The sequence below is a fragment of the Rhodanobacter sp. UC4451_H18 genome (assembly GCF_052978225.1).
In genome coordinates this window covers 1,093,103-1,112,958 of the sequence record NZ_CM129663.1, presented here as the reverse complement: position 1 = coordinate 1,112,958, position 19,856 = coordinate 1,093,103, and the positions used below count along the sequence as shown (strand labels likewise).

The window sequence follows — 19,856 nt, the reverse complement described above, 5'->3', positions numbered from 1 at the left end:
CTTGCGGGCTTCTACGGCGGCGGCGCGTCCTCGGCTGCCACCGTGGACATGATGCGGGTAGGCCGGCTGACGTCTGCTTCACCGGCCGGCGGTGCGGCTTCCGCGGTGCGGCGCCGGCGGGCCTGCAGGGTGCTGTTCATCAGGTTGAAGGTGGCGAACAGGCGGCCGAATTCGTCGCGCCGCACCAGGCGGATGCGGTGGGCGAAGTCGCCGCGGGCCACGCGCAGCAGGGCGTCGCCGAGCAGGCCCAGCATCATCAGTGGGCGGCGGAACAACCAGTATGCCGCGCCGACCACGGCGGCCAGGGTCAGCGCCAGCACCAGCGCGATCACCCACAACGTGGTCTTCTGCGCCGCGCGCAGTTCCGCATTGCTGATACCCAGGCGCAGGCTGCCGATCGTCTTGGTCTGGTACTGGATCGGCACCTCGAACAGCAGCATGTCGCCTTGCCGTTCCGCGGCGGGCAGCTTGCCGCCGACCTCGGCCGGCTGCGTGCTGGCGATGACTTCGCCGCTGCGGTCGGCGATCGCCAGGTAGTGGATCTGCCGGTTGCGCGAGACATCGGTAACCAGCGCGCGGGTGGCGGCGTGGTCGCCGAGCAGCAGGTTTTCGGCCGATTCGCCGGCGATCATGCGCCCCATCGAACTGCCGAAATCCAGCGCCAGGCCGGTCACCGCGGCATGCTGCTTGGCGTAGATCGCCGCCAGCCCCAGCACCAGCACCAGGCTCAGGATCGCGCCGAGGCTGCTGGCCCAGCGCAGCCGCAGCGAGATGATGCGCTTGGCCAGCGGTTTCTCGCGCTCGCGCTCGTACTCGCGCGCCGCCAGGCGCAGGTCGTCGATGACCTCCGCGCCGCGCTGGTAGCGCGACTCGGCCGCGCTCGCCAGCAGCGTGCGCGCGATGCTGATCAGCATCGACGGCGTGGCCGGGTCGCGCGGGCGGATCGACGGCTGCGGCGAGCGCAGCCGCTTGCGCATCAGCTGCTGCACGTTGCCCGGCTCCGGCCACGGCAGCTTGCCGGTGAGCAGCCAGTACAGCACCACGCCCAGCGAGAACAGGTCGCTGCGCGCATCGCTGCGTTCGCCGCGCAGGCGCTCCGGCGCCATGTAGGCCGGCGTGCCGCCGACTTCCTTCGCTCGCCGCGGCGTGTCGCGGGGCGAGGCGCGGCGTTCGGCGATGCCGAAATCGCTGATCTTGGCGTAGCCCCAGCCGTCGAGCAGCATGATGTTCTCGGGCTTGATGTCGTGGTGCAGCACGCCGCGCGCATGCGCGTAGTCGAGCGCGGCGGCGAGCTGGCCGATCAGGTCGATGATCGCCGGCAGCGGCGGAAACCCCTCGCGGCTGACCTTGCCGGCGAGCGTCTCGCCCGGCAGCCGTTCCATCGCGATGTACGAACGGCCATCGTCGGTCTCGCCGACGTCGAAGATGGTGACGATGTGCGGGTGGGTCAGGTGGCCGGCGGCGCGGGCCTCGACCAGGAACCGGCGCCGGTAGGCGGGGTCGGCGGCAACCTCCTGGTGCAGGCACTTGATCGCCACGTTGCGCTGGATCTCCGGGTCGAACCCGGCATAGACCACCGCCATCGCGCCTTCGCCGAGCACGCCCTCGACGCGATAGCGGCCGACCTTGGATGGCAGGGCCCCCGCACTCACGGTGAACGCAGCCACCACCAGGCCACGGTGCCGGCGACCAGCAACAGCGCCACGGCAACGCCGATCCAGCGCCCGTGCGAGTGCCTCGGCTGGCCGTGCTCGCGGGTCAGGAACACGAACTCCGCCTGGCCGAGGCGGATGTGGTCGCCGTGGCGCAAGGCCACTTCGTGGATGCGCCGGTCGTTGACGAAGGTGCCGTTGGTGGACAGCGTGTTCATGATGATGCAGCGGCCATGCTGCTGGGTGATCCACGCATGGCAGCCGGACACGCTCAGGTCGTCGACGACGATGTCGTTGTCGAGCCGGCGGCCGATCGCCTGCCGGCCCGGGCGGATGACGAAGCGCCGCCCTTCGATGCCGGGGCTGCTGCCTTCAAGCACCGGTGTGCGCGTGCTGACCTCGCTGTCGCGCCCGTTCGCGGCGTCGCTGGCGTATTGCCGCAAGGCCTCGGTCGAGAAGAAACGGGTGCCTTGCGGCCCCGAAGATCGTTTGCCGGAATGGCGAGACGGTTCTTGCGTGCTGTCACTCATTGATTCCCCGGATGGCCCCTGCCTGTCGGCACTATAGCCAAGCCGCGGGTCCGGCAAGCGTGATCGCCACCTCAATGGCGCCCGACCGGGCGGCCCGGCTGCCGGAGCGGACGCCGGAGGTCAGGACGGCTTCGCTTCCTCGAAGCGGTTCTCCGCGCGGTTCTTGCGCACCTTGGCCGGGTCCCACACGCGGCCGTTCATGGTGATGTAGACCCCGTCCGGCAGGGTCTGCACGGCAGCCACCGCGCAGCCCACATTGAACACCGCATCGGAACCCTGGAAGCGCGCCGGGTTCAGCGCGCCGGTCAGCACGATCACCTTGCCCTTGACCTGCGCCAGTTCGCGCGCGGTTTCCACCATGGTGTCGGTGCCGTGGGTGACCAGCACGTGGCGGTGCGGCTGCGCCTCGATGGTGGAGCGGATCAGCGCGCGATCCTCGTCGGTGATGTGCAGGCTGTCCTTGCGCAGGATCGGGATCACGTCGAAATCGAAGGCCACGCCGAGGTGGCCCAGGATCTCGCCGATCTGCGGCGCGCCGATCTTGTAGTCGGACTTGTCGTCGAAGTAGACCTTGTCGATGGTGCCGCCGGTGGTGACGATGGTCAGGTGCTGCATGTCGGTGCGCCGGGAAGGGAGTCCGCGCATTTTAGCCCGCGCCGGCGTGCCCGCGGGGCCGCACCGCCGGATCAGGTCGAAAGATCACGCAGCATCCGTGGGAGCGCACCCTGTGCGCGAGCTCTTCGTCACCGTGGCGAAAGGCATCGCGCACAGGGTGCGCTCCTACAGTGTCCGGGGCGGTGCGCCGGTGTGGGGCGGGCATTGCCCGCCCCACGTGGTGCTCAGCAGCGACGCGGTGTTTTCGGCGTCTGGCGTGACCAGGCGGTCCAGGCCGCGGCCGACGAATCGGTGCAGCGCGGCGGCGGGGCGGGGATCGCCACGGCCTTTTGACCAGGCGGCCTGGCGCGCGAGCAGGGAAGCGGCGGCGCACCGCGCGAGTGTGAAGGCGAGTCCGCGGGCGCCGGCTTCCATCTGTTCGCGCGCGCCGGCGTGTTGATCGAGCCAGCGCACCGCGGCGTCCAGCGTCTGGCGGATGACGCTGGCCGCGTGCATGTCGTCGTTGCCTTCCAGCCAGCCGGCGCTGACGCTGCGCAACGCGCCGAGGCTGTCGCCGGCCAGCGCGCGCAGGCTGTCCAGCGACAGCACGTTGGTGGTGCCTTCCCAGATCGCATACACCTGCGCGTCACGCAGCAGTTGCGGCAGGCCAGTGTCCTCGATGTAGCCGGCGCCACCGAAGCACTCCAGCGTCTCGGAGCAGATCTTCACCGCCAGCTTGCCCGTCCACAGCTTGGCCAGCGGCGTGAGCAGACGCAGCACGGCGGCTTCCTCCGCGCTGGCCGCGTCGCGCTCGACGCGACCGAGCAGGTGGGCCACCTCGAACGCCAGCGCGAATGCCGCTTCGAAATCCGCCTGCATGTCGGCCAGCGTCTGCGCATGCAGCGGCTGCTCGATCAATGGACGGCCAAACGCCTGTCGACGCGTGGCGAAATCGCGCGCCAGGCTGATCGCGCGGGCCATGCTGGCCACCGCGCAGATCGCGTTCCAGCTGCGCGTGACGTTGAGCATCGGCGCGACCTGGCGCACGCCGTGGGCAAGCTCGCCCAGCGGCCAGGCGGGCAGGCCGTCGAGATGGATTTCCGCGGTGGGCAATTCCTGCGTGCCGAGCTTGTCCTTGAGTCGGTCGATGATCAGTTCCGGTTTGCGCCGCTCGCCGTCCATCGTCTCGACGTAGAACAGCGCCAGCGCGCCGGTACCGCTGCCGGCGCCTTCCGGCCGTGCCAGTGCCAGCGCCGCCTCGCCGACCACGGCCGAGCTGAACCACTTGCGCCCGTACAGACGCCATTGGCCGCTCGCATCCCGGCGCGCGATCGTCTCGGTATTGCCCACGTCGGAGCCGCCGGTGGTTTCGGTCATCCACTGGCCGCTGAGCCAGAAGCTGGACGGATCGCGGCTGAGAAAATGCGGCAGCGCGCGTTCGATCAGCTGCGCATTCCCTGACGCCTTGATCGCGGTGGCGGCGCCGTCGGTCATCGCCAGTGGGCAGGTATAGAACTCGCTGGCCAGGTGATAGAGATAGACGCGGGCAAACTCCTCCAGCCGTGCGTGCTCGCTGTCGCCGTGGCCCGCGGCGAGCACCGCGTGGCGCGTGGTGATATGCGGGCCTTCCTGCCAGGCGGTGGTCAGTTCGATGCGGTCGACGCGCTGGCCCCAGGCTCCCCAGCGCGTCAGCACCGGTTTGCGCCGCGTGGTGGTGCAGGCACGTTGCCAGGCCATCGCGGCGTAATCGCCCAGCACATCCAGATCGACGTCCAGCGCCGCGCGGCGCTTGGCCGGCAACGCGCGATCGAGCAGCGCCAGCAGCGAGCGGTCGCTGCGATACGGGTGGGGAAGTTGCGGCGGATCCTGCAGGAAGGCCATGGCGCGCTCCATCCAGAGTCGAGAGGGCGAGTATAGGCACGCGCGCATCCGGCGCGCCGCGCTGGCATCATCGAAAGCCACTCCCTCGGCGCAGGCGCCACCCATGCGATTCTCCGAAGCGATGCAGAGCGTCATGCGCCATGGCGACGGCTGGCAGGCCACGGTCAGCGAGGACTGGCTGCAGGGACGCAGCGCCTTCGGCGGACTGCAGGCGGCGCTGGCGCTGCGCGCCATGCGCGAGCTGGTGCCGGCGGACATGCCCTTGCGCACCCTGCAGGTGACCTTCATCGCACCGGTGCCGGCCGGCAACGTGGCCATCCGCGCGCAATGCCTGCGCGCAGGACGCAGCGTCATCCAGGTCGAGGCCAGCCTGTGCGACGGCGAGCAGACGCTGTGCCGGCTGCTCGGCGTGTTCGGCAATGCGCGCCCCTCGGCGTTGGACTTCCAGCCCGTGCAGTCACCCGTGGAAAATGCAACTGCGCCGGAGCTGCGCTACGTCGAAGGCCGCATGCCCGCCTTCACCCAGCACTTCCGCGCCAGCTGGCTGCGCGGCGACCTGCCATTCAGCGGCGGCCGCCAGCGTGAAAGCGTGCTGCAACTTTCCCTGCGCGACGACGGCCCCGTCGACGAAACCCACGTCCTCGCCTTCGCCGACTTCATTCCGCCGATCGCGCTGTCGATGTTCGCCGCCCCCACCCCCGGCAGCTCGCTCACCTGGATGCTCGAACTGCTGCGCGACCGCTACGACGACCTCGGCCTGGACGACTGGCGTGTCGACGCCAACCTCATCGCCGCCCGCGACGGCTACACCAACCAGAGCGTGATGCTGTGGGGGCCTCGTGGGGAGGCGGTGGCGTTGAGTCGGCAGAGTATGGTGGTGTTTGGGTGAGGCAGTGTCTCGGGTATGGTGTTCGGGCCGTGGGCATGCGCTTGAAAGCACGGGAGGATTAGGCTGCGGAATTAGGCAGCACCAAGCGAAGCAACTTGTTGATCTGTGTAGGCCTGAGCCATGTCGTGTACGGTGACGAGCGCGGGATAGGCTGCAGGGTTACACTTCATTTTGAAATCTAAATGGCGTTAGAGCCCATGAAGAATATTGCACGCCTTGCCCTTGCCGCCCTTATATTGACCAGCCTACTGGGCTGCTCAGATGCTTACAATTCATTCTTTGGATGCAAGCCCGATCTCATTAGTACGGTTCCATCTCCTGACGGAAAGTACAAAGCAATCACTCGAGTATGCGGCTGCAGTGCGGATGTAGGCCGTCATCTGAGTACCGCAATTGTCCACTCGAACACACAAGGTAGCTGCCACGACCTCAAAGACGAGTCTCTTGCAATCTCTTGGAATAATACTGACAAGTCAAGCGCATCTGTAATCTGGCAGGACAATCGAACGCTAGAGGTAAAGTATTCTGCTGGCACCACCAACATCAACAACGAGCCACTAACATTACCTAGGCGTCGAATTTCATCATCCTTGGCGCCGAGAATAGTTGGTCCGACGAACAGTCTCTAACATCTCGTTCGAGGCGGACGGCTTCGCCGCCGCTCAACTCCAGCGTTAGGCCGCATGACAAACTACTCTCGCCTCTCATTGCAAATACTTCTATACGTGCCACTGCTTCTGGCGCTCAGCTTCGGCCATTCCTTACTTTTGTTGTGGTTTGGGGGCTTGCCAAACTTCTTTCACACTCGCTTCCTCCAGCTGGCGGCCATTCTTGTTGGTGCCGTACTAGCCGGACTGGTTGTCGCTATCGTGTTTGCTTACCCCTTTGCGGTCATCTACCGTCAGCACGCTGTAGCCGTCACCTCAACCGTCGCGATCCTGTCGGCAGCTTGGCGTGTCTTTCTCATTGGCAAAACGCCTGAGCATACTTTTGTTCTGGTAGCGTTCGGTCTGGGGGTGGCATGCCTTGCGGTGTTACCACCAGTGGGCGTGTGGGTGCTCTGCAAGCGGCGCCCTAACAACTCGTTCAAGGCGGACGGCTGCGCCGCCGCTTAATTCCAGCGTCAGGTGCCACTGTGAAATCAGCCGCCCTGATGAAGCTCTGACGGCTGGTTGACCTCGCGCCTCATCGGCTGGCGTAACGGCCGTCGATTTCCTGGGCGCGGCCTAGTGCCACCAGCATGTCGAGCAGTTGCGGCAGGCGTTTCTTCCAGGGGCCGCGGGCGGTGAAGCGGGCGGCGATGTCGTCGATCGAGAGCGGCAGCGGGCTGGCGGAGAGAGCGTCCGCCACGGCGCGTACCTGCGCCACTGCGTCTTTTGGCCACGGCAGCGGCTTTGGGGCGGTGGCTTTGCCGGTGAGTGCGACGGGCAGGTCATCGCGTGCGTCGGGCAGCTCGCCCTGGGTCGGCGCAGGCTGTGCGGATGGGTGCTGGAACTCGGGGCGCAGCCAGCGGACCAGTCCGCGCGCTTCCTCGGCGGCGCGCTCGGCGTTGAGGGCCACCAGCCGTTCGAGGATCGCCTCGTCGAATGCGCGTTTCGCCTCGTCGCGGCTCGTACCTTCCGTGGCAGCGTCATTGCCATGGCTCACCCGCAGTAGTGGCAGCAGATCGCTCCAGCCATAGGCATCGAGCACGGCGGCGTCGATCTCGTCATGCAGCTGGCGCAGCACCGAAACCAGGCCGTGTTCGTGGATCACCCGCTCCTTTGCAGTCAGCGCGTCGCCGCTGCGCAGCTTGTCCAGCACGTTGTACATGCCGGTGAGGGTGAGGTCGGAATGCGCGGCTTGCTGGCGCTTGCGGTGGGTGTCGAGTTGCTCGGCGAGGGTGCGGAGCTTGGTTTGCTGCTCGTCAGTAGTGATGGGGAAAGGGAAGGGGTCGAAGCAACGAGTTTTGTTGTAGCGAGGGTCGTTGCCAACGCCGAGACGGCCACCTGCACTCAAGCTCCAGGCAACGTGAGTCGTGCTGGAGAGGATTGAGAGGGCGGCTGCGTCGCTATCGGCGATGCAGACAATTGAGTGGTCAGCCATCACATCGCCAGCGATGAATTGAAATGGGCGGTGCTTGGATGTTTCTGTTGTTCCGATGTATCTGGACAGACCGTGCAGCGCCTTCCGCAACTGCGGTCTCTCCCAGCCAAAACGCCACCACAGCGTCTTGAGAGCTGCGCGGTTGTTTTGGTCGCGCTCGGGCTTTACGTAGTCGATCACGTGCTGGAATGCGGCGGGATTCGCAGCGCGCGCTTGTTCCTGGCTCATTCCGAAGAAGTCGATCAGGTAGCGTTCGCGCGGAACCTGCAGCAGATCGCGACCGCCGACGTAACGCTTGATGACGGATTCTCCGTGCAAGCGGAGATGTGCGGCTTCCTCAGGCTCGACGATGAAACCTGCGCCGTGCAGCGCGACGCCCATGCCGGCGATTCCGTCGTTTGCCCGAAGCGCCCGCGCCGAACCGATATTCGCGCCGATGCGAAGGTCGGCGTGAATGACGCCACTGCTGTGTTCAAGTTCGACTTGGGTTTCGCCCTCAACTTGATCGAGTTCGCGGGTGACGCGCGCCATCCGTCCGGCTTGCACTTGCGTGGTGCCAACGGTCATCGCGATACGGACGGCCGCACCGTCAGTGCTATCCACCCACGGGTGGTCCGGCACCGCGAACACCAGCGAGAGCGGCATGCTTTTCCCTTCTCCCTTCGGGAGAAGGTGGCGCGCAGCGACGGATGAGGGTTCGGGCGAAGCGCGACGGCTCGCCCTGGCCGCACCCTCATCCGCCCTTCGGGCACCTTCTCCCGGAGGGAGAAGGGAAGAAGCCATCGCGGCTTCGACGACGCGGCGGTTGAAGGTCTGACTGATGGAATTGGTGGTGATGAAGCCGAAGCGCTGCAATGCGCCACGGCTGGTCAGCACGGCGGCGTGATGCCACCAATACATGACGAGGTCAGCGGATTCGGGCACCTCAGGCCATGTGTCGCGCAGCGCTTCCACATAACCCTCGCCGAGCGCCGCTTTCATGCGCTTCGTGCCAATGAACGGCGGATTCCCCACCACGAAATCCGCCTCCGGCCATGCCGCCTTGCGCGGATTCACGTAGCGCTCCAGCGGCACGCGCTTGCTGTCATCGGGAACCTTTTCGCCGGTGACGGGCGAAACCTTCGTGGATTCGCCATCCCAGCGACTGACCGGCACGCCACGCTCATCGAGCACGTATTCCATGCGGTCATACGCCAGCACCGCATCACGGTTCTCGATGTTGCGGAAGTCGCGGATCACCGGTTGCGGCGGGTTCACGTCGCCGCGGGTGCGGTAGTGCCATTGCAGGTAGCCGATCCACAGCACCACTTCGGCGATGGCGGCGGCGCGTGGATTGAGTTCGATGCCGAGCAACTGGTGCGGGTCGACGGTTTCGCCGCCGAGCGCGTCGGCGCGCTCGCCATCCAGCGCCAGGCCGGTCTGGCGGTAGCCGAGTTCGTCCAGCGCGTTGAACACTTCGCCTTCGAGGCGCTTCAAATGTTCCAGCGTCACGTAGAGGAAGTTGCCGCTGCCGCAGGCGGGGTCGAGCACCTTGACCGTGCACAGGCGGTGGTGGAACGCGCGGATGGTGTTGACCGCCTCGTCGGCCTTGCCTTCGGCGGCCAGCGTGAGCGCGGCGGCGTGGGCATCGCTCCATTCGCCGCGCAGCGGTTCGATCACGGTGGGCAGCACCAGCCGCTCGACATAGGCGCGCGGCGTGTAGTGCGCGCCCAGCTTGTGCCGCTCGTCCGGATCGAGCGCGCGCTCCAGCAGGGTGCCGAAGATGGCGGGTTCCACGTGCTCCCACTTTGCGCGTGCCGCTTCGATCAGCAGCGCGATCTGCTCGCGGGTGAGTGGCAAGGTGTCGGGCTGCTTGAACAGCTTGCCGTTGAAGCGCAGCACGTTGCTGGCGATGGCGCCGGAGAAGCCGCCCACGTCCATGTCATGCCACAGGATGCCGAGCATGCGCATGGCGGTTTCGGGCTGATCGGCGTACTCGATCAACAGGTCGCGGAAGCTTTCCGGCGGCAGCAGCTTCACGTCCTCGGCGAACATGGTGAACAGGCAGCGCATCAGGAATTGCGCGACCGCTTCCGCGCGGTGGCCGGCCTGCTCCAGGCTCTTGGCGAGCGCGGCGAGCCGCGCGGCGATCTCGCGGGTGACGCGGGCGGATTCGCGGCTGGGGTCGAGCGCCAGCGGATCGAGCCAGATCGTGCGCAGGCGCTCGCGGATGTTCTCGTCGCGCAGGTCGGCGAGCGCGATGCGGTGGCTGCGCGGGTCGGGGAACGGCGTGTAGGTGGCGCCGGAGCGCGAGAACTCCGAGTACAGCTCGATCCGGTTGCCCACATCCAGCACGATCAGGAACGGCGGCCGGCCCTCGCTGGCGGGCAGCGCGCGGGCGTATTGCTCGGCCTGGCTGCGCGCGCGCAGCAGGGCGTCGTCGAAGCCCTTGGTGTGGGTGGGCGCCTTGAGCTTCTTCGCTTCCAGCACGAAGCAGCCGCGCTTGTACAAGTCGATCCGCCCGGCCGAGGTGCTGCCGTCGCCGTGGCTGAAGGTGATCGGCCGCTCGAACATGTACTGCTGCTGCGCATCGGGGTGCGGCGGCGGCACGTCGAGCAGGCGGCACAGGTCGAGCGCGAAGCTCTGCGCGGTGGAAAGCTCCGAGGCGGTGATGCCGCTCCATTTGCTGATAAAGGCCTCGGCGGTGAAGGCATCGCTGGCGCCTGCGCTGATCTCGGTCATGTCTTGCCTGCTGGATAAACCCCGTTCGCAGGCTAGCCGATGGCGCCGCCCGGCGCACTTCCGGCGCGCGGTCGCGGCGTGGCAGCTGGCTGCGGTTTTTCCTACGCCACTATCAGCCCAAGCCTGCGCGCGCTCGTTGTTAATCTCCCTGCGCCGCCGCTGTGGCGGCTTTCAATCACGCAAGGGAGTGTTGACATGAGCAATGACAACCGTATTTCTGCCGTGCTGTCGGATGAGGACGTGGCGACGGTGCAGGGGGCGTTGACGGCGATCCGCGGGGTGCTGCCGTTTCTGGTGACGCTGTCGACGCAGGAGCGGCGCGAGTTGCCGAAGATGGGGCCCAAATCGGTCGGCTTCGACGAGAAGTGCACGACCTACATGGGCAACCGCGCGGAGTTCGTGCCGGGCTTCGTGGAGCTGGCCGAGGTGCAGAAGGACCGCACCCTGCGCGCGCAGTTGTTGCGCTTTGCGGCGGAGCTGCAGACGCTGGCGACCAGCGTGGACGACACGGTGCAACTGGTGTCCAGCGAGGTATGGATGGCCGACCTGGCCTACTACCAGAGCGTGCGCGAGGCGGCGCACCGCAGCCGCCCCGGCGCGCAGGACATCTACGATGACCTGCGCCAGCGCTTCCCCGGCACGCGTGCCAGCCAGGCTGCGCCGGAGCCGGCAGCCGCCTGAGTGGCAAGGCCCGGCGGGCGGCGCCAGCCGCTGCCCGCCGGGTGTTGGAGGCCCGGCGCCGGCAATCGCACCATCCCCGCCGACCGCGCGGCAACCTCTGCGGCCGCTTCGTTTATCCTCGCCGATGGCGGCGCACCCGGCGCCGACGGTTCAACCCTCGCCGCCGGCTGTCGGTACATCCACGTCGAGGTTTTTTTCATCCCCGCCGACTGGCGTGCGCCCGGCGCCGACGGTTCCGGTGCCGACGCCGGCTGCTGGGCACTCCGTGCCGGGTGATGGACACTCGCGATCGAGTGACGGAGCACCCGACGTCGAAGGGAGTCTCAATCGGCGCCGGGTTGGCTGGAGGTCTGCGGATGTCCCCCAGGTCGTCATTCCGGCGAAGGCCGGAATCGCGCTTTGGCCGTGCAGCCAGTCATCGGATTTGCGCGGTGGCCAGGAGGCACGTAGTGGTGCGATTCCTGCGTTCGCAGGAATGACGAGCATGAGGGTGGCGCGATGTTCCCGCGCCGTCATTCCGGCGAAGGCCGGAATCGCACTTTGGCGGTGCAGCGGGTCATCGGATTTGCGCAGTGGCCGTGGGGCATTTGGTGGTGCGATTCCTGCCTTCGCAGGAATGACGGGGATGAGGCGCCAAATAATGGGTCAGGTTGGAATGCACTTACTTAAGCCCCGTTCGTCCTGAGCGTAGGCCGAAGGCCGAAGTCGAAGGACAAATCGGCGATGGGCTGTCCACGCTTGGCGGCGCTTCGACTCCGCCCGCTGCGCGGGCTACGCTCAGCGCGAACGGTTGGGGGTCGGCCGGGCTTAAGTAAGTACCATTCGGGAAAGGCCATGGCATCTTCGGCAAGGCGAAGCGGGGAATTCGGGTACAGGCGCAGCGACCAGAACGGGATCCTGGTCGCGGACGCGGCTGCGCTACCATCCGCGCGCATGGACATCCGGCCCGACGATCTCACCGCATCCCCCGTCATCGACCTGCTGCGCGAGCACCTGCAGGGCGTGGCGTTGCACTCGCCGCCGGAGAGCATCCACGCGCTCGACGTCGACGCATTGCGCCGGCCGGAAATCAGCTTCTGGACGGCGTGGCAGGAGGGCGAGCTGCTGGGTTGCGGTGCGCTGAAGCAGATCGATGCGCAGCAGGCGGAGGTCAAGTCGATGCGCACCGCCGCACGCCATCTGCGCAAGGGCGTCGCCGCGGCGCTGCTGCGGCACATCATCGACGAGGCGCGGCGGCGCGGCTGCCGTCGACTGTGCCTGGAAACCGGATCAGCCGCGGCGTTCGCGCCGGCCCATCGCCTGTACGCCAGCTTCGGCTTCGTCCGCTGCGAACCGTTTGCGGATTACGTCGCCGATCCATACAGCGTGTTCATGAGTCGCGAGCTGTAGTGGTCGCGGGATCACCGGTGCCAGCCATCCTCGACAACATCTTCTGGCATGCGCTCAGCGGGCCGCAGGCGGGTTTTGCCCAGGGTGCGGGCGGTGCGCGGCGGTTCGCGCCGGGGTTCTCGCCGATCCTCGGCTTTGCCGATCCGGTGGAACCGGTGTTCGGCGACCTGGCGCCGTTCTGCGCGCCCGGCGAATCGTTCTATACCGATGGCTGGGCGGGGCCGGCTCCGGTCGGTTGGAGCATCGAGCTGGAATCGACCATGTTCAAGATGCGCTGGGCGGGCGAGTTGCCGGCGTTGGATGAGGCTCCTGCGGCCGTGCCGCTGGGGGCGGCACACGTGGAGCAGGCCATGGCACTGGCCGCGCTGACCAAGCCCGGGCCGTTCGGCCCGCGCACGCTGGAGCTGGGCGATTACTTCGGCGTGTTCGACGGCGCGCGGCTGATTGCCATGGCCGGCGAGCGTGCCTTCGCTGGCGGCTGGCGCGAAGTGAGCGGCATCTGCACCCATCCCGACGCGCAGGGACGCGGGCTGGCCCGCCGGCTCACCGCCAAGCTGATCCGGCGCCAGCTGCTGCGCGGGGAGACACCGTTCCTGCACGTGATGCGCGCCAACGAAGCGGCCCGCGCGCTGTATCGGCGCATGGGCTTCGTCGATTACCGCGAATCGGTGGTGCGGGTGGTCCGGCGGGCTTGACGATCAGTGCAGCGTGCTTCGCCGCTTGGGTCAGGTTCGCTTACCACCTCAATCTGAACGGGATAAGTAAACTTGGCACCGTTTTAAACCCCGTTTTTACGCACTTCAATTGGGAGCAAGCCGGTGTATGAATTTCAGTCAAAAATCGTATTGATTATCGGTGGGACGAGTGGAATCGGACTCGCCACGGCAAAAGCATTTGCATCTGAAGGCGCCGTAATAATTCTGGCTGGCCGGAATCCCGAGAGAGGCTTTCTGGCCAAAGAAGAACTGGCAAACATGGGCGCGGAGGCAACATTCATTCAATGCGACGTGGGCGATCCGTCGTCGGTGGATGGACTTCTGACCGTAGTGGCCGAACGATTCGGAAAGGTGGATTGCGCCGTCAATAGCACGGGCTATGATTTCAAGCCGACCCGAATGCATGAGGTGCAGAGTCAGGCCGTGTCCGACCAGTTGGCGACCGACTTCACTGGCGTATTCAGTTGTATGAGAGCTGAAATAGCGGCAATGCTGTCGCGGGGCGGTGGGACGATTGTTAACGTAGCCTCAACCACGGGGCTGAGTGGAGTGCCGACGGCCACCTTGTACAGTGCTGCCAAGCATGCAGTCATCGGCCTTACGCGCTCCGCCGCGAAGGAGTACATCACCGACGGAATTCGCATCAACGCTGTGTGTCCGGGCGTAACTGACACACCTCGGCGCGAACGAAGGACGGCACATCTCAGTGAAAGCGAGGTCCTGAAAATCAAGGAAGATATGGTTCGCGAGATTCCTATTGGCAGAGCAGCCAGCGCAGGCGAAATCGCTCAGGCCATACTTTGGCTGAGCAGTAATTTATCGTCCTATGTGGTCGGCCACAGCTTGGTCATCGATGGGGGGCTTACCGCGTGACATGCGGGCCTTCTGATCAGCAATCCAGGCCAAATAATTTCTTCGTTTTCGCGGCTCGGATTAATTCAATCAGGTCGCTTTCCGTCCGGTTCTTTGCGCTTGACGCCCGCCCCCAGCGCCGCGATCAACAACACGGTAAGCATGATCTCCGTCACCGCCAGCCAACGCTCGCCGGGCGAGCTCCATGCCTCGGACACGCCGTGGCAGAAGTAGAACAGGCTGAGGATGCCGACCCAGAGCAGGGCGCGGCGCACGTCACGCAGGGCGAACAGGGGCAGCAGCAGTGGGACGACGGTGATTGCCAGCACCAAAGCCATCGGCATGCTCTGCGGCGGCACCAGCCATGCGTGCCAGGCGAGTTGCAGCACGATGAGCAAGGCCCAGGCGACCAGGCCGGCGCGATAGACCGGCGGGATCGGAGCGCGCATGGCGGTGTTCATGGCGTATTCGCCAGCCGGCGTGCCACGTCGCCCAGGCGACGCCCCAGCGCGCGGGCCAGTTCGCGTTCGTGCTCGCTGATGGGGTTGTCGCCCTTGGCGCCGGCGACATGGCTGGCGCCGTAGGGGGTGCCGCCGCTCTGCGTGCTGGTCAGCGCCGGCTCGGTGTAGGGCACGCCGACGATCAGCATGCCGTGGTGCAGCAGCGGCAGGGCCATCGACAGCAGGGTGGATTCCTGGCCGCCGTGCATGGTGCTGGTGGAGGTGAACAGCGCCGCGGGCTTGCCGGCCAGCGCGCCGCTGGCCCATTCGGCACCGGTGGTGTCGAGGAAATGTTTCAGCGGCGCGGCCATGTTGCCGAAGCGGGTGGGGCTGCCCATCGCCAGGCCCACGCAGTCGTGCAGGTCCTGCTTCGTCACGTAGGGCGCGCCATCCGCGGGCTCGGGCGGCTGTACCACTTCGGTCACCGGCGCCACCGGCGGCACCTGGCGCAGGCGTGCGCGCATGTCCGGCACCTCTTCGATGCCGCGGGCGATCAGCCGCGCCAGTTGGGCGGTGTGGCCGCTGCGGCTGTAATAAAGCACCAGGATTTCTCGGTTCATGCGGCAAATCCACGCGTTGAGGCGTTCACGGGCAATACGCTAGTGTACCGGCCGATACGATGACGAATGGCCGCGGCCGCCCGCGCGGCCGCCCGAGGATACCGATGGCCCGCCGCTTCGACCCCGATCGCATGCGCTATTTCCGCCGCTTCGTGTGGCAGCGCTTCATCGACGACAAGTGCTTCGAGACGGCCGGCGCGCTGTCCTACACCACGCTGATTTCGCTGGTGCCGCTGACGGTGGCGGTGCTGGCGATGTTCGCGGTGTTCCCGGTGTTCGAGGGTGCGCGCGACACCCTGATCAACTTCGTCTTCAACAACTTCGTGCCGGCCGCCGGCGAGAAGGTGCAGGCGGCGCTGCAGAGTTTCGCCGACAACGCCAAGGGGCTCACCGGGGTCAGCATCCTGGTGATGCTGTTCAGCGCGCTGTCGATGATGATCAGCATCGAGGACCGGCTCAACCGGATCTGGCGCGTGCACCAGGCGCGTCGCTGGAGTTCGCGCCTGCTGCTGTACTGGGCGGCGCTGACGCTGGGGCCGATCCTGGTCGGCGGCGGCATCGCCACCACCTCGTACGTCACCGCGATGCCGTTCCTCAGCGTGGCCGCGGGCCAGATCCACACGATCGGCGCCAGCCTGCTGGCGACGCTGCCGTTCCTGGTGACGTTCTGCACGCTGTGGCTGATGTACGCGGTGATTCCCAACACGCGCGTATCGCGTCGCGACGCGGCGATCGGCGCGCTGCTGGGTGCGGTGTTGTTCGAGATCGCGCGCTGGGGCTTCGGCCAGTTCGTGGGGCACGCGCAGACCTACCAGCAGATCTACGGCGTGCTGGCGACGATTCCGATCTTCCTGCTGTGGATCTACCTGTCCTGGGTGATCGTGATCCTGGCCGCGTCCGTGGCGGCGTCGATCTCCGCCTACGAGTACGTCCCGCCCGCCGAGACCCTGCCGGTGGGCGCCGAGTTCCTCGGCCTGCTGGTGGTGCTTGGGCTGTTCGTCGACGCCCAGCGCAAGGGAGCATGCGTGGACGTGGCCGAGGCGCGGCTGTGCGCGCCGAGCCTCAGCGCAGGCGCGATCGCCGGCTATTTCGACAACCTGCAGGACGCCGATCTGATCCAGCGCGGCGAGGCGGGCGGCTGGCTGCTCAGCCGCAGCCTGGACAGTACCGACCTGCTGCGGCTGTATCGTTGCACCCACCATCGACTGCCGCTGCAGCCGCGCGAGGAAGCCGCGGCGATGAACGTGGCACTGCCGGCGGAACTGCTGCTGCTGCTCGACGAGGTCGCCGCCGCGTTGCAGGAGAAGCTGGGCACCCGGCTCGACCAGATCTATCCCCCGACCGTCGATCCGACGGCCGACACCGAGGAACTTCCCGCATGATGTTGTTGAACCGCTTCGCCGCCATCGCCCTGGCGCTGGCCTTCGTCGCCCCCTTGCACGCCGCGATGCCGGCCCAGCCGACGCTCAAGGTCACCACGCTCGATGGCAAGAGCTTCGATTTGGCCGCGCAGCGCGGACACTGGGTGATCGTCAATTATTGGGCGACCTGGTGCGTGCCGTGCATCAAGGAGATGCCGGACATCTCCCATTTCGTCGCCGCGCACCAGAACGTGCGCGCGATCGGGCTGGCCTACGAGGACAGCGAGCCGGCCGACATCAAGGCGTTCCTGGCCAAGCACCCGGTGGTCTATCCGATCGCCCAGGTCACCGTGGACAAGCCGCTGAAGGATTTCGACGCGCCGCGCGGCCTGCCGATGACCTATTTGATCGATCCCGAAGGCAGGGTGGCGCAGCAGAAGCTCGGCCCGGTCACCGAGGCCTTGCTCAAGCAGTGGATCGGGGCCGACTGATGCCGACGGCGCGGTTCCTGGTCGAGGGGCGCGTACAGGGCGTGTTCTTTCGCGCCAGCACCCGCGAGCAGGCGCTGGCGCTGGGCATTGCCGGGCACGCGAGGAACCTGGACGACGGTCGCGTCGAGGTGCTTGCCGGCGGGAGTGGCGAGGCGCTCGACGCGCTGGAGCAATGGCTGTGGCAAGGGCCGCCGGCTGCTGACGTGACGGCGGTGTCGCGCGAGGATTTGTCCATTCGGGAATTGCGCGGGTTCGTCGTGGGTTGAAGTTGTCTTCCAACTGCGGCACTCCCGATCCCCAGCCGTTCACGTTGAGCGCAGCCCGCGCAGCGGGCGGAGTCGAAACGCCGCAACTCGTGGCGCCCGTCGATCGGCGTGCCCTTCGACTGCGGCCTTCGGCCTGTGCTCAGGGTGAACGGGTGTGATGGGTCCCGTCTGACGAAGCCCAGGCTCACGCGCGGTGACGACCGGATTCAGGCGCCGCCGAGCGCCTGCAACTGATCGGCCTGGTGCTCGCGGGTGAGCGTGTCGATCAGTTCGCCCAGGTCGCCCTGCATGGTTTCGGGCAGGCGGTACAGGGTGAGGTTGATGCGGTGGTCGGTGATCCGGCCCTGCGGGTAGTTGTAGGTGCGGATGCGCTGGCTGCGGTCGCCGGAACCGACCTGCAGCCGCCGCTCCTGCGCCTGCGCGGCGGCCTGCTTGCCCTGTGCCTCGTCGAGCAGGCGCGCCTTCAGCAGGCTCATCGCGCGGGCACGGTTCTTGTGCTGGCTGCGCTCGTCCTGGCATTCCACCACGGTGCCGGTGGGCAGGTGGGTGATGCGGATCGCCGAGTCGGTCTTGTTGACGTGCTGGCCGCCGGCGCCGGAGGCGCGGAAGGTGTCCACTTTCAGGTCGGCCGGGTTGATCTCGATCTCGTCGATCTCGTCCAGCTCGGGCAGGATCGCCACCGTCGCGGCCGAGGTGTGGATGCGCCCTTGCGATTCGGTTTCCGGCACGCGCTGCACGCGGTGCGTGCCGGATTCGAACTTCAGCTGCGAATACGCGCCCTTGCCCTCGATGCGCGCCACGATCTCCTTGTAGCCGCCATGTTCGCCGGCGTGCTCGCTGAGCACCTCGACGCGCCAACGGCGGCTCTCGGCGTAGCGCAGGTACATGCGGAACAGGTCGCCGGCGAAGATCGCCGCCTCGTCGCCGCCGGTGCCGGCGCGCACTTCCAGGTAGAGGTTGGCCTCGTCGCGCGGGTCCTTCGGCAAGAGCAGCAGCTGCAGTTCGCCGTCGAGATCCTGCAGGCGCCGCTCCAGCCGCGCCACGTCGTCGACGGCCATCTCGCGCAGTTCGGGGTCAGCCAGCATCGCGCGCGATTCGGCCAGTTCGCGCTCGGCGCGCTCGTGTTCGCGCAGCGAGCCGGCGATCGGTTCCAACTGGGCGTATTCCTGCGACAGCTCGCGGAAGCGGGTGTTGTCGGCCAGCACCTCGGGCTGCGACAGCAGCAGGCCGATTTCCTGGTGGCGCTCGGCGAGCGCTTCGAGCTTGCGGCGGATCGATGGGGTCATGCGTGGAGGTGTTCGCTTCTGTGTAGGAGCGCACCGGCGTGCGCGATGGCTGTCTGGGGTCCGGCGAAAAGCATTCGCGCACAAGGTGCGCTCCTACAGATCCCCATCCTGCTCGTCCAGCCCGTACAGCCGCCCCGCGGCGTGCAGCAGGTCGAGGTCGCCGCTGAGCGCCGCCTCGCGCAGGCGCGCGCTGGGATGATGCAGCAGCTTGTTGGTCAGCGTGTTGGCGAGGAAGGCCAGCGCCTCGTCCGGCGACTTGCCGTGGTCGAGCATCGCGCGCGCCTTGCCCAGCACCTCGTCGCGGTAGACCTCCGCGTGCTGGCGCATGTCCAGCGCGGGGTTCTTCAGCGTCAAGGCGCGTCGCCAGGCCATGTAACGGTCGACCTGCAGGTCGATGATGGCGTCCGCTTCGCGCGCGGCGGTCTCGCGCGAGCGGCGGTTATCGTCGATCACCTGGCGCAGGTCGTCGATGCCGTAGAGATAGACGTCCGGCAGCTCGGCCACCGACTCCTCGATGTCGCGCGGCACCGCGATGTCCACCATGAACATCGGCTTGCGCCGGCGAGTGGTCATGGCCTGCTCGACCATCGCGCGGGTGACGATCGGCTGCCGCGCGGCAGTAGAGGAGATCACGATATCGGCCTCGGCCAGGTGCTGCGGCAGATCGGCCAGCGCCACCGCGTAGCCGCCGTAGCGGCCGGCCAGGTCCTGCGCGGTTTCCAGCGTGCGGTTGGCCACGATCAGGCGGCGGGCGTGGCGTTCGGCCAGGTGGCGCGCGGCCAGCTCGATGGTGTCGCCGGCCCCGATCAACAGCACGCAGGCCTGCTCCAGGTCGGTGAACACCTGTTCGGCCAGGCGCACCGCGGTGAAGGCAACCGACACCGTGTGCGCGCCGATGCGGGTGTCGGTGCGCACCCGCTTGGCCACCGCGAAGGTGTGTTGCAGCAGGCGATCCATCGGCGCCTTCAGCGCATGCGCCAGGCGCGCCTGCTGGTAGGCGTCCTTCACCTGGCCCAGGATCTGCGGCTCGCCCAGCACCATCGAATCCAGCCCGGTGGCGACGCGGAACACGTGGCGCACGGCGTCGCGTTCCTCGTGCCGGTAGAGGAACTCATCGAGCTTGCCGGGGGTCAGATGATGATGACGGTTCAACCATGCCTGCGGGATGTCCTGCGCACCCTCGGCCACGCCCACGTACAGCTCGGTGCGGTTGCAGGTGGACAGGATCATCGCTTCCTCGATGCCCGGCTCGCGAGCCAGTTCGCGCAGGGCCGCGCCAGCGGCGTCCTCATCGAACGCCACCTGCTCGCGCAGGCTGACCGGCGCGGTGAGGTGATTGAGCCCGAGGGCGATCAGTGGCATGAGGCAGCAGGCATCTCGGCGGCAGGGGTTTGGCGGCGTA

General features: G+C 67.0%; 18 protein-coding genes. 9 read left to right on the top strand and 9 right to left on the bottom strand.

Annotated elements, in window-relative coordinates:
- Positions 1-11: 11 nt before the first annotated feature.
- The 4 genes from ACVCMG_RS05235 to ACVCMG_RS05220 all read right to left on the bottom strand — a co-directional run bounded on the left by ACVCMG_RS05235 (position 12) and on the right by ACVCMG_RS05220 (position 4,657).
- Complete coding sequence (locus ACVCMG_RS05235) at positions 12-1,652, bottom strand: protein kinase domain-containing protein (RefSeq protein ID WP_447115036.1); 1,641 nt, start codon at positions 1,650-1,652, stop codon at positions 12-14.
- The gene (locus ACVCMG_RS05230; RefSeq protein ID WP_447115035.1) at positions 1,649-2,182 is read right to left on the bottom strand and encodes an FHA domain-containing protein; all 534 of its coding nucleotides are present in this window, start codon (positions 2,180-2,182) and stop codon (positions 1,649-1,651) included. The genes ACVCMG_RS05235 and ACVCMG_RS05230 overlap by 4 nt, the downstream gene beginning before the upstream one ends.
- Positions 2,183-2,302: 120 nt before the next feature.
- Positions 2,303-2,797: an asparaginase domain-containing protein gene (locus ACVCMG_RS05225; protein WP_447115034.1), complete on the bottom strand. Its 495-nt coding sequence runs from the start codon at positions 2,795-2,797 to the stop codon at positions 2,303-2,305.
- A gap of 165 nt (positions 2,798-2,962) precedes the next feature.
- Entirely contained in the window at positions 2,963-4,657 is a 1,695-nt protein-coding gene (locus tag ACVCMG_RS05220) for an acyl-CoA dehydrogenase family protein (RefSeq protein ID WP_447115033.1), read from the bottom strand.
- 103 nt (positions 4,658-4,760) lie between these two features.
- Here ACVCMG_RS05220 and ACVCMG_RS05215 point away from each other — a divergent pair, with 103 nt between their 5' ends.
- Together ACVCMG_RS05215 and ACVCMG_RS05210 are read left to right on the top strand one after the other, a co-directional pair.
- Complete coding sequence (locus ACVCMG_RS05215) at positions 4,761-5,546, top strand: acyl-CoA thioesterase (RefSeq protein WP_447115032.1); 786 nt, start codon at positions 4,761-4,763, stop codon at positions 5,544-5,546.
- 683 nt (positions 5,547-6,229) lie between these two features.
- Positions 6,230-6,661: a hypothetical protein gene (locus tag ACVCMG_RS05210; protein WP_447115031.1), complete on the top strand. Its 432-nt coding sequence runs from the start codon at positions 6,230-6,232 to the stop codon at positions 6,659-6,661.
- A gap of 70 nt (positions 6,662-6,731) precedes the next feature.
- Here the strand turns inward: ACVCMG_RS05210 and ACVCMG_RS05205 are convergent, their stop codons facing one another.
- Entirely contained in the window at positions 6,732-10,352 is a 3,621-nt protein-coding gene (locus ACVCMG_RS05205; RefSeq protein WP_447115030.1) for a class I SAM-dependent DNA methyltransferase, read from the bottom strand.
- A gap of 195 nt (positions 10,353-10,547) precedes the next feature.
- Between ACVCMG_RS05205 and ACVCMG_RS05200 the strand changes: the two genes are divergently transcribed.
- The 4 genes from ACVCMG_RS05200 (at position 10,548) to ACVCMG_RS05185 (ending at position 14,011) form a co-directional block, all read left to right on the top strand.
- The gene (locus ACVCMG_RS05200) at positions 10,548-11,033 is read left to right on the top strand and encodes a hypothetical protein (protein ID WP_447115029.1); all 486 of its coding nucleotides are present in this window, start codon (positions 10,548-10,550) and stop codon (positions 11,031-11,033) included.
- A 933-nt stretch (positions 11,034-11,966) separates the two neighbouring features.
- On the top strand, positions 11,967-12,422 hold the full coding sequence (locus ACVCMG_RS05195) for a GNAT family N-acetyltransferase (RefSeq protein WP_447115028.1): 456 nt from the start codon (positions 11,967-11,969) through the stop codon (positions 12,420-12,422).
- Between the two features lie 17 nt (positions 12,423-12,439).
- A complete protein-coding gene (locus ACVCMG_RS05190) occupies positions 12,440-13,117 on the top strand; it encodes a GNAT family N-acetyltransferase (RefSeq protein WP_447115027.1) in 678 nt (225 codons plus the stop codon).
- Positions 13,118-13,240: 123 nt separating this feature from the next.
- Positions 13,241-14,011, top strand: coding sequence for an SDR family NAD(P)-dependent oxidoreductase (locus ACVCMG_RS05185; RefSeq protein WP_447115026.1), 771 nt, complete (start codon positions 13,241-13,243; stop codon positions 14,009-14,011).
- 65 nt (positions 14,012-14,076) lie between these two features.
- On the opposite strand, the gene ACVCMG_RS05180 is transcribed toward ACVCMG_RS05185, so the two are convergent.
- Both ACVCMG_RS05180 and wrbA read right to left on the bottom strand, forming a co-directional pair.
- Complete coding sequence (locus ACVCMG_RS05180; RefSeq protein ID WP_447115025.1) at positions 14,077-14,451, bottom strand: DUF2069 domain-containing protein; 375 nt, start codon at positions 14,449-14,451, stop codon at positions 14,077-14,079.
- Entirely contained in the window at positions 14,448-15,050 is a 603-nt protein-coding gene (gene wrbA, locus ACVCMG_RS05175) for an NAD(P)H:quinone oxidoreductase (protein WP_447115024.1), read from the bottom strand. The genes ACVCMG_RS05180 and wrbA overlap by 4 nt, the downstream gene beginning before the upstream one ends.
- A gap of 104 nt (positions 15,051-15,154) precedes the next feature.
- Here wrbA and ACVCMG_RS05170 point away from each other — a divergent pair, with 104 nt between their 5' ends.
- From ACVCMG_RS05170 to ACVCMG_RS05160, 3 genes are read left to right on the top strand one after another with little or no spacing between them, the layout of a single operon-like run.
- Positions 15,155-16,432 (top strand): YihY family inner membrane protein, encoded by a 1,278-nt coding sequence (locus ACVCMG_RS05170; protein WP_447115023.1) that lies wholly within the window; start codon positions 15,155-15,157, stop codon positions 16,430-16,432.
- Positions 16,429-16,902, top strand: coding sequence for a TlpA family protein disulfide reductase (locus tag ACVCMG_RS05165; protein WP_447115022.1), 474 nt, complete (start codon positions 16,429-16,431; stop codon positions 16,900-16,902). Before ACVCMG_RS05170 ends, ACVCMG_RS05165 begins: the two co-directional genes overlap by 4 nt.
- Positions 16,902-17,168, top strand: coding sequence for an acylphosphatase (locus tag ACVCMG_RS05160; RefSeq protein WP_447115021.1), 267 nt, complete (start codon positions 16,902-16,904; stop codon positions 17,166-17,168). Before ACVCMG_RS05165 ends, ACVCMG_RS05160 begins: the two co-directional genes overlap by 1 nt.
- Before the next feature lie 206 nt (positions 17,169-17,374).
- Here ACVCMG_RS05160 and prfA read toward each other — a convergent pair whose 3' ends face one another.
- Both prfA and hemA read right to left on the bottom strand, forming a co-directional pair.
- Positions 17,375-18,454, bottom strand: coding sequence for a peptide chain release factor 1 (gene prfA, locus ACVCMG_RS05155; RefSeq protein WP_447115020.1), 1,080 nt, complete (start codon positions 18,452-18,454; stop codon positions 17,375-17,377).
- A 93-nt stretch (positions 18,455-18,547) separates the two neighbouring features.
- Positions 18,548-19,816, bottom strand: a complete 1,269-nt coding sequence (gene hemA / locus ACVCMG_RS05150; RefSeq protein WP_447115019.1) for a glutamyl-tRNA reductase — start codon at positions 19,814-19,816, stop codon at positions 18,548-18,550.
- Positions 19,817-19,856 lie beyond the last annotated feature (40 nt).

Bases quoted from the DNA above. Each gene is read 5' to 3' on its own strand.
- ACVCMG_RS05230 (WP_447115035.1), bottom strand. From the start codon at position 2,182: ATGAGTGACAGCACGCAAGAACCGTCTCGCCATTCCGGCAAACGATCT.
- ACVCMG_RS05225 (WP_447115034.1), bottom strand. From the start codon at position 2,797: ATGCAGCACCTGACCATCGTCACCACCGGCGGCACCATCGACAAGGTC.
- ACVCMG_RS05220 (WP_447115033.1), bottom strand. From the start codon at position 4,657: ATGGCCTTCCTGCAGGATCCGCCGCAACTTCCCCACCCGTATCGCAGC.
- ACVCMG_RS05215 (WP_447115032.1), top strand. From the start codon at position 4,761: ATGCGATTCTCCGAAGCGATGCAGAGCGTCATGCGCCATGGCGACGGC.
- ACVCMG_RS05210 (WP_447115031.1), top strand. From the start codon at position 6,230: ATGACAAACTACTCTCGCCTCTCATTGCAAATACTTCTATACGTGCCA.
- ACVCMG_RS05205 (WP_447115030.1), bottom strand. From the start codon at position 10,352: ATGACCGAGATCAGCGCAGGCGCCAGCGATGCCTTCACCGCCGAGGCC.
- ACVCMG_RS05200 (WP_447115029.1), top strand. From the start codon at position 10,548: ATGAGCAATGACAACCGTATTTCTGCCGTGCTGTCGGATGAGGACGTG.
- ACVCMG_RS05195 (WP_447115028.1), top strand. From the start codon at position 11,967: ATGGACATCCGGCCCGACGATCTCACCGCATCCCCCGTCATCGACCTG.
- ACVCMG_RS05180 (WP_447115025.1), bottom strand. From the start codon at position 14,451: ATGAACACCGCCATGCGCGCTCCGATCCCGCCGGTCTATCGCGCCGGC.
- wrbA (WP_447115024.1), bottom strand. From the start codon at position 15,050: ATGAACCGAGAAATCCTGGTGCTTTATTACAGCCGCAGCGGCCACACC.
- ACVCMG_RS05170 (WP_447115023.1), top strand. From the start codon at position 15,155: ATGGCCCGCCGCTTCGACCCCGATCGCATGCGCTATTTCCGCCGCTTC.
- ACVCMG_RS05165 (WP_447115022.1), top strand. From the start codon at position 16,429: ATGATGTTGTTGAACCGCTTCGCCGCCATCGCCCTGGCGCTGGCCTTC.
- ACVCMG_RS05160 (WP_447115021.1), top strand. From the start codon at position 16,902: ATGCCGACGGCGCGGTTCCTGGTCGAGGGGCGCGTACAGGGCGTGTTC.
- prfA (WP_447115020.1), bottom strand. From the start codon at position 18,454: ATGACCCCATCGATCCGCCGCAAGCTCGAAGCGCTCGCCGAGCGCCAC.
- hemA (WP_447115019.1), bottom strand. From the start codon at position 19,816: ATGCCACTGATCGCCCTCGGGCTCAATCACCTCACCGCGCCGGTCAGC.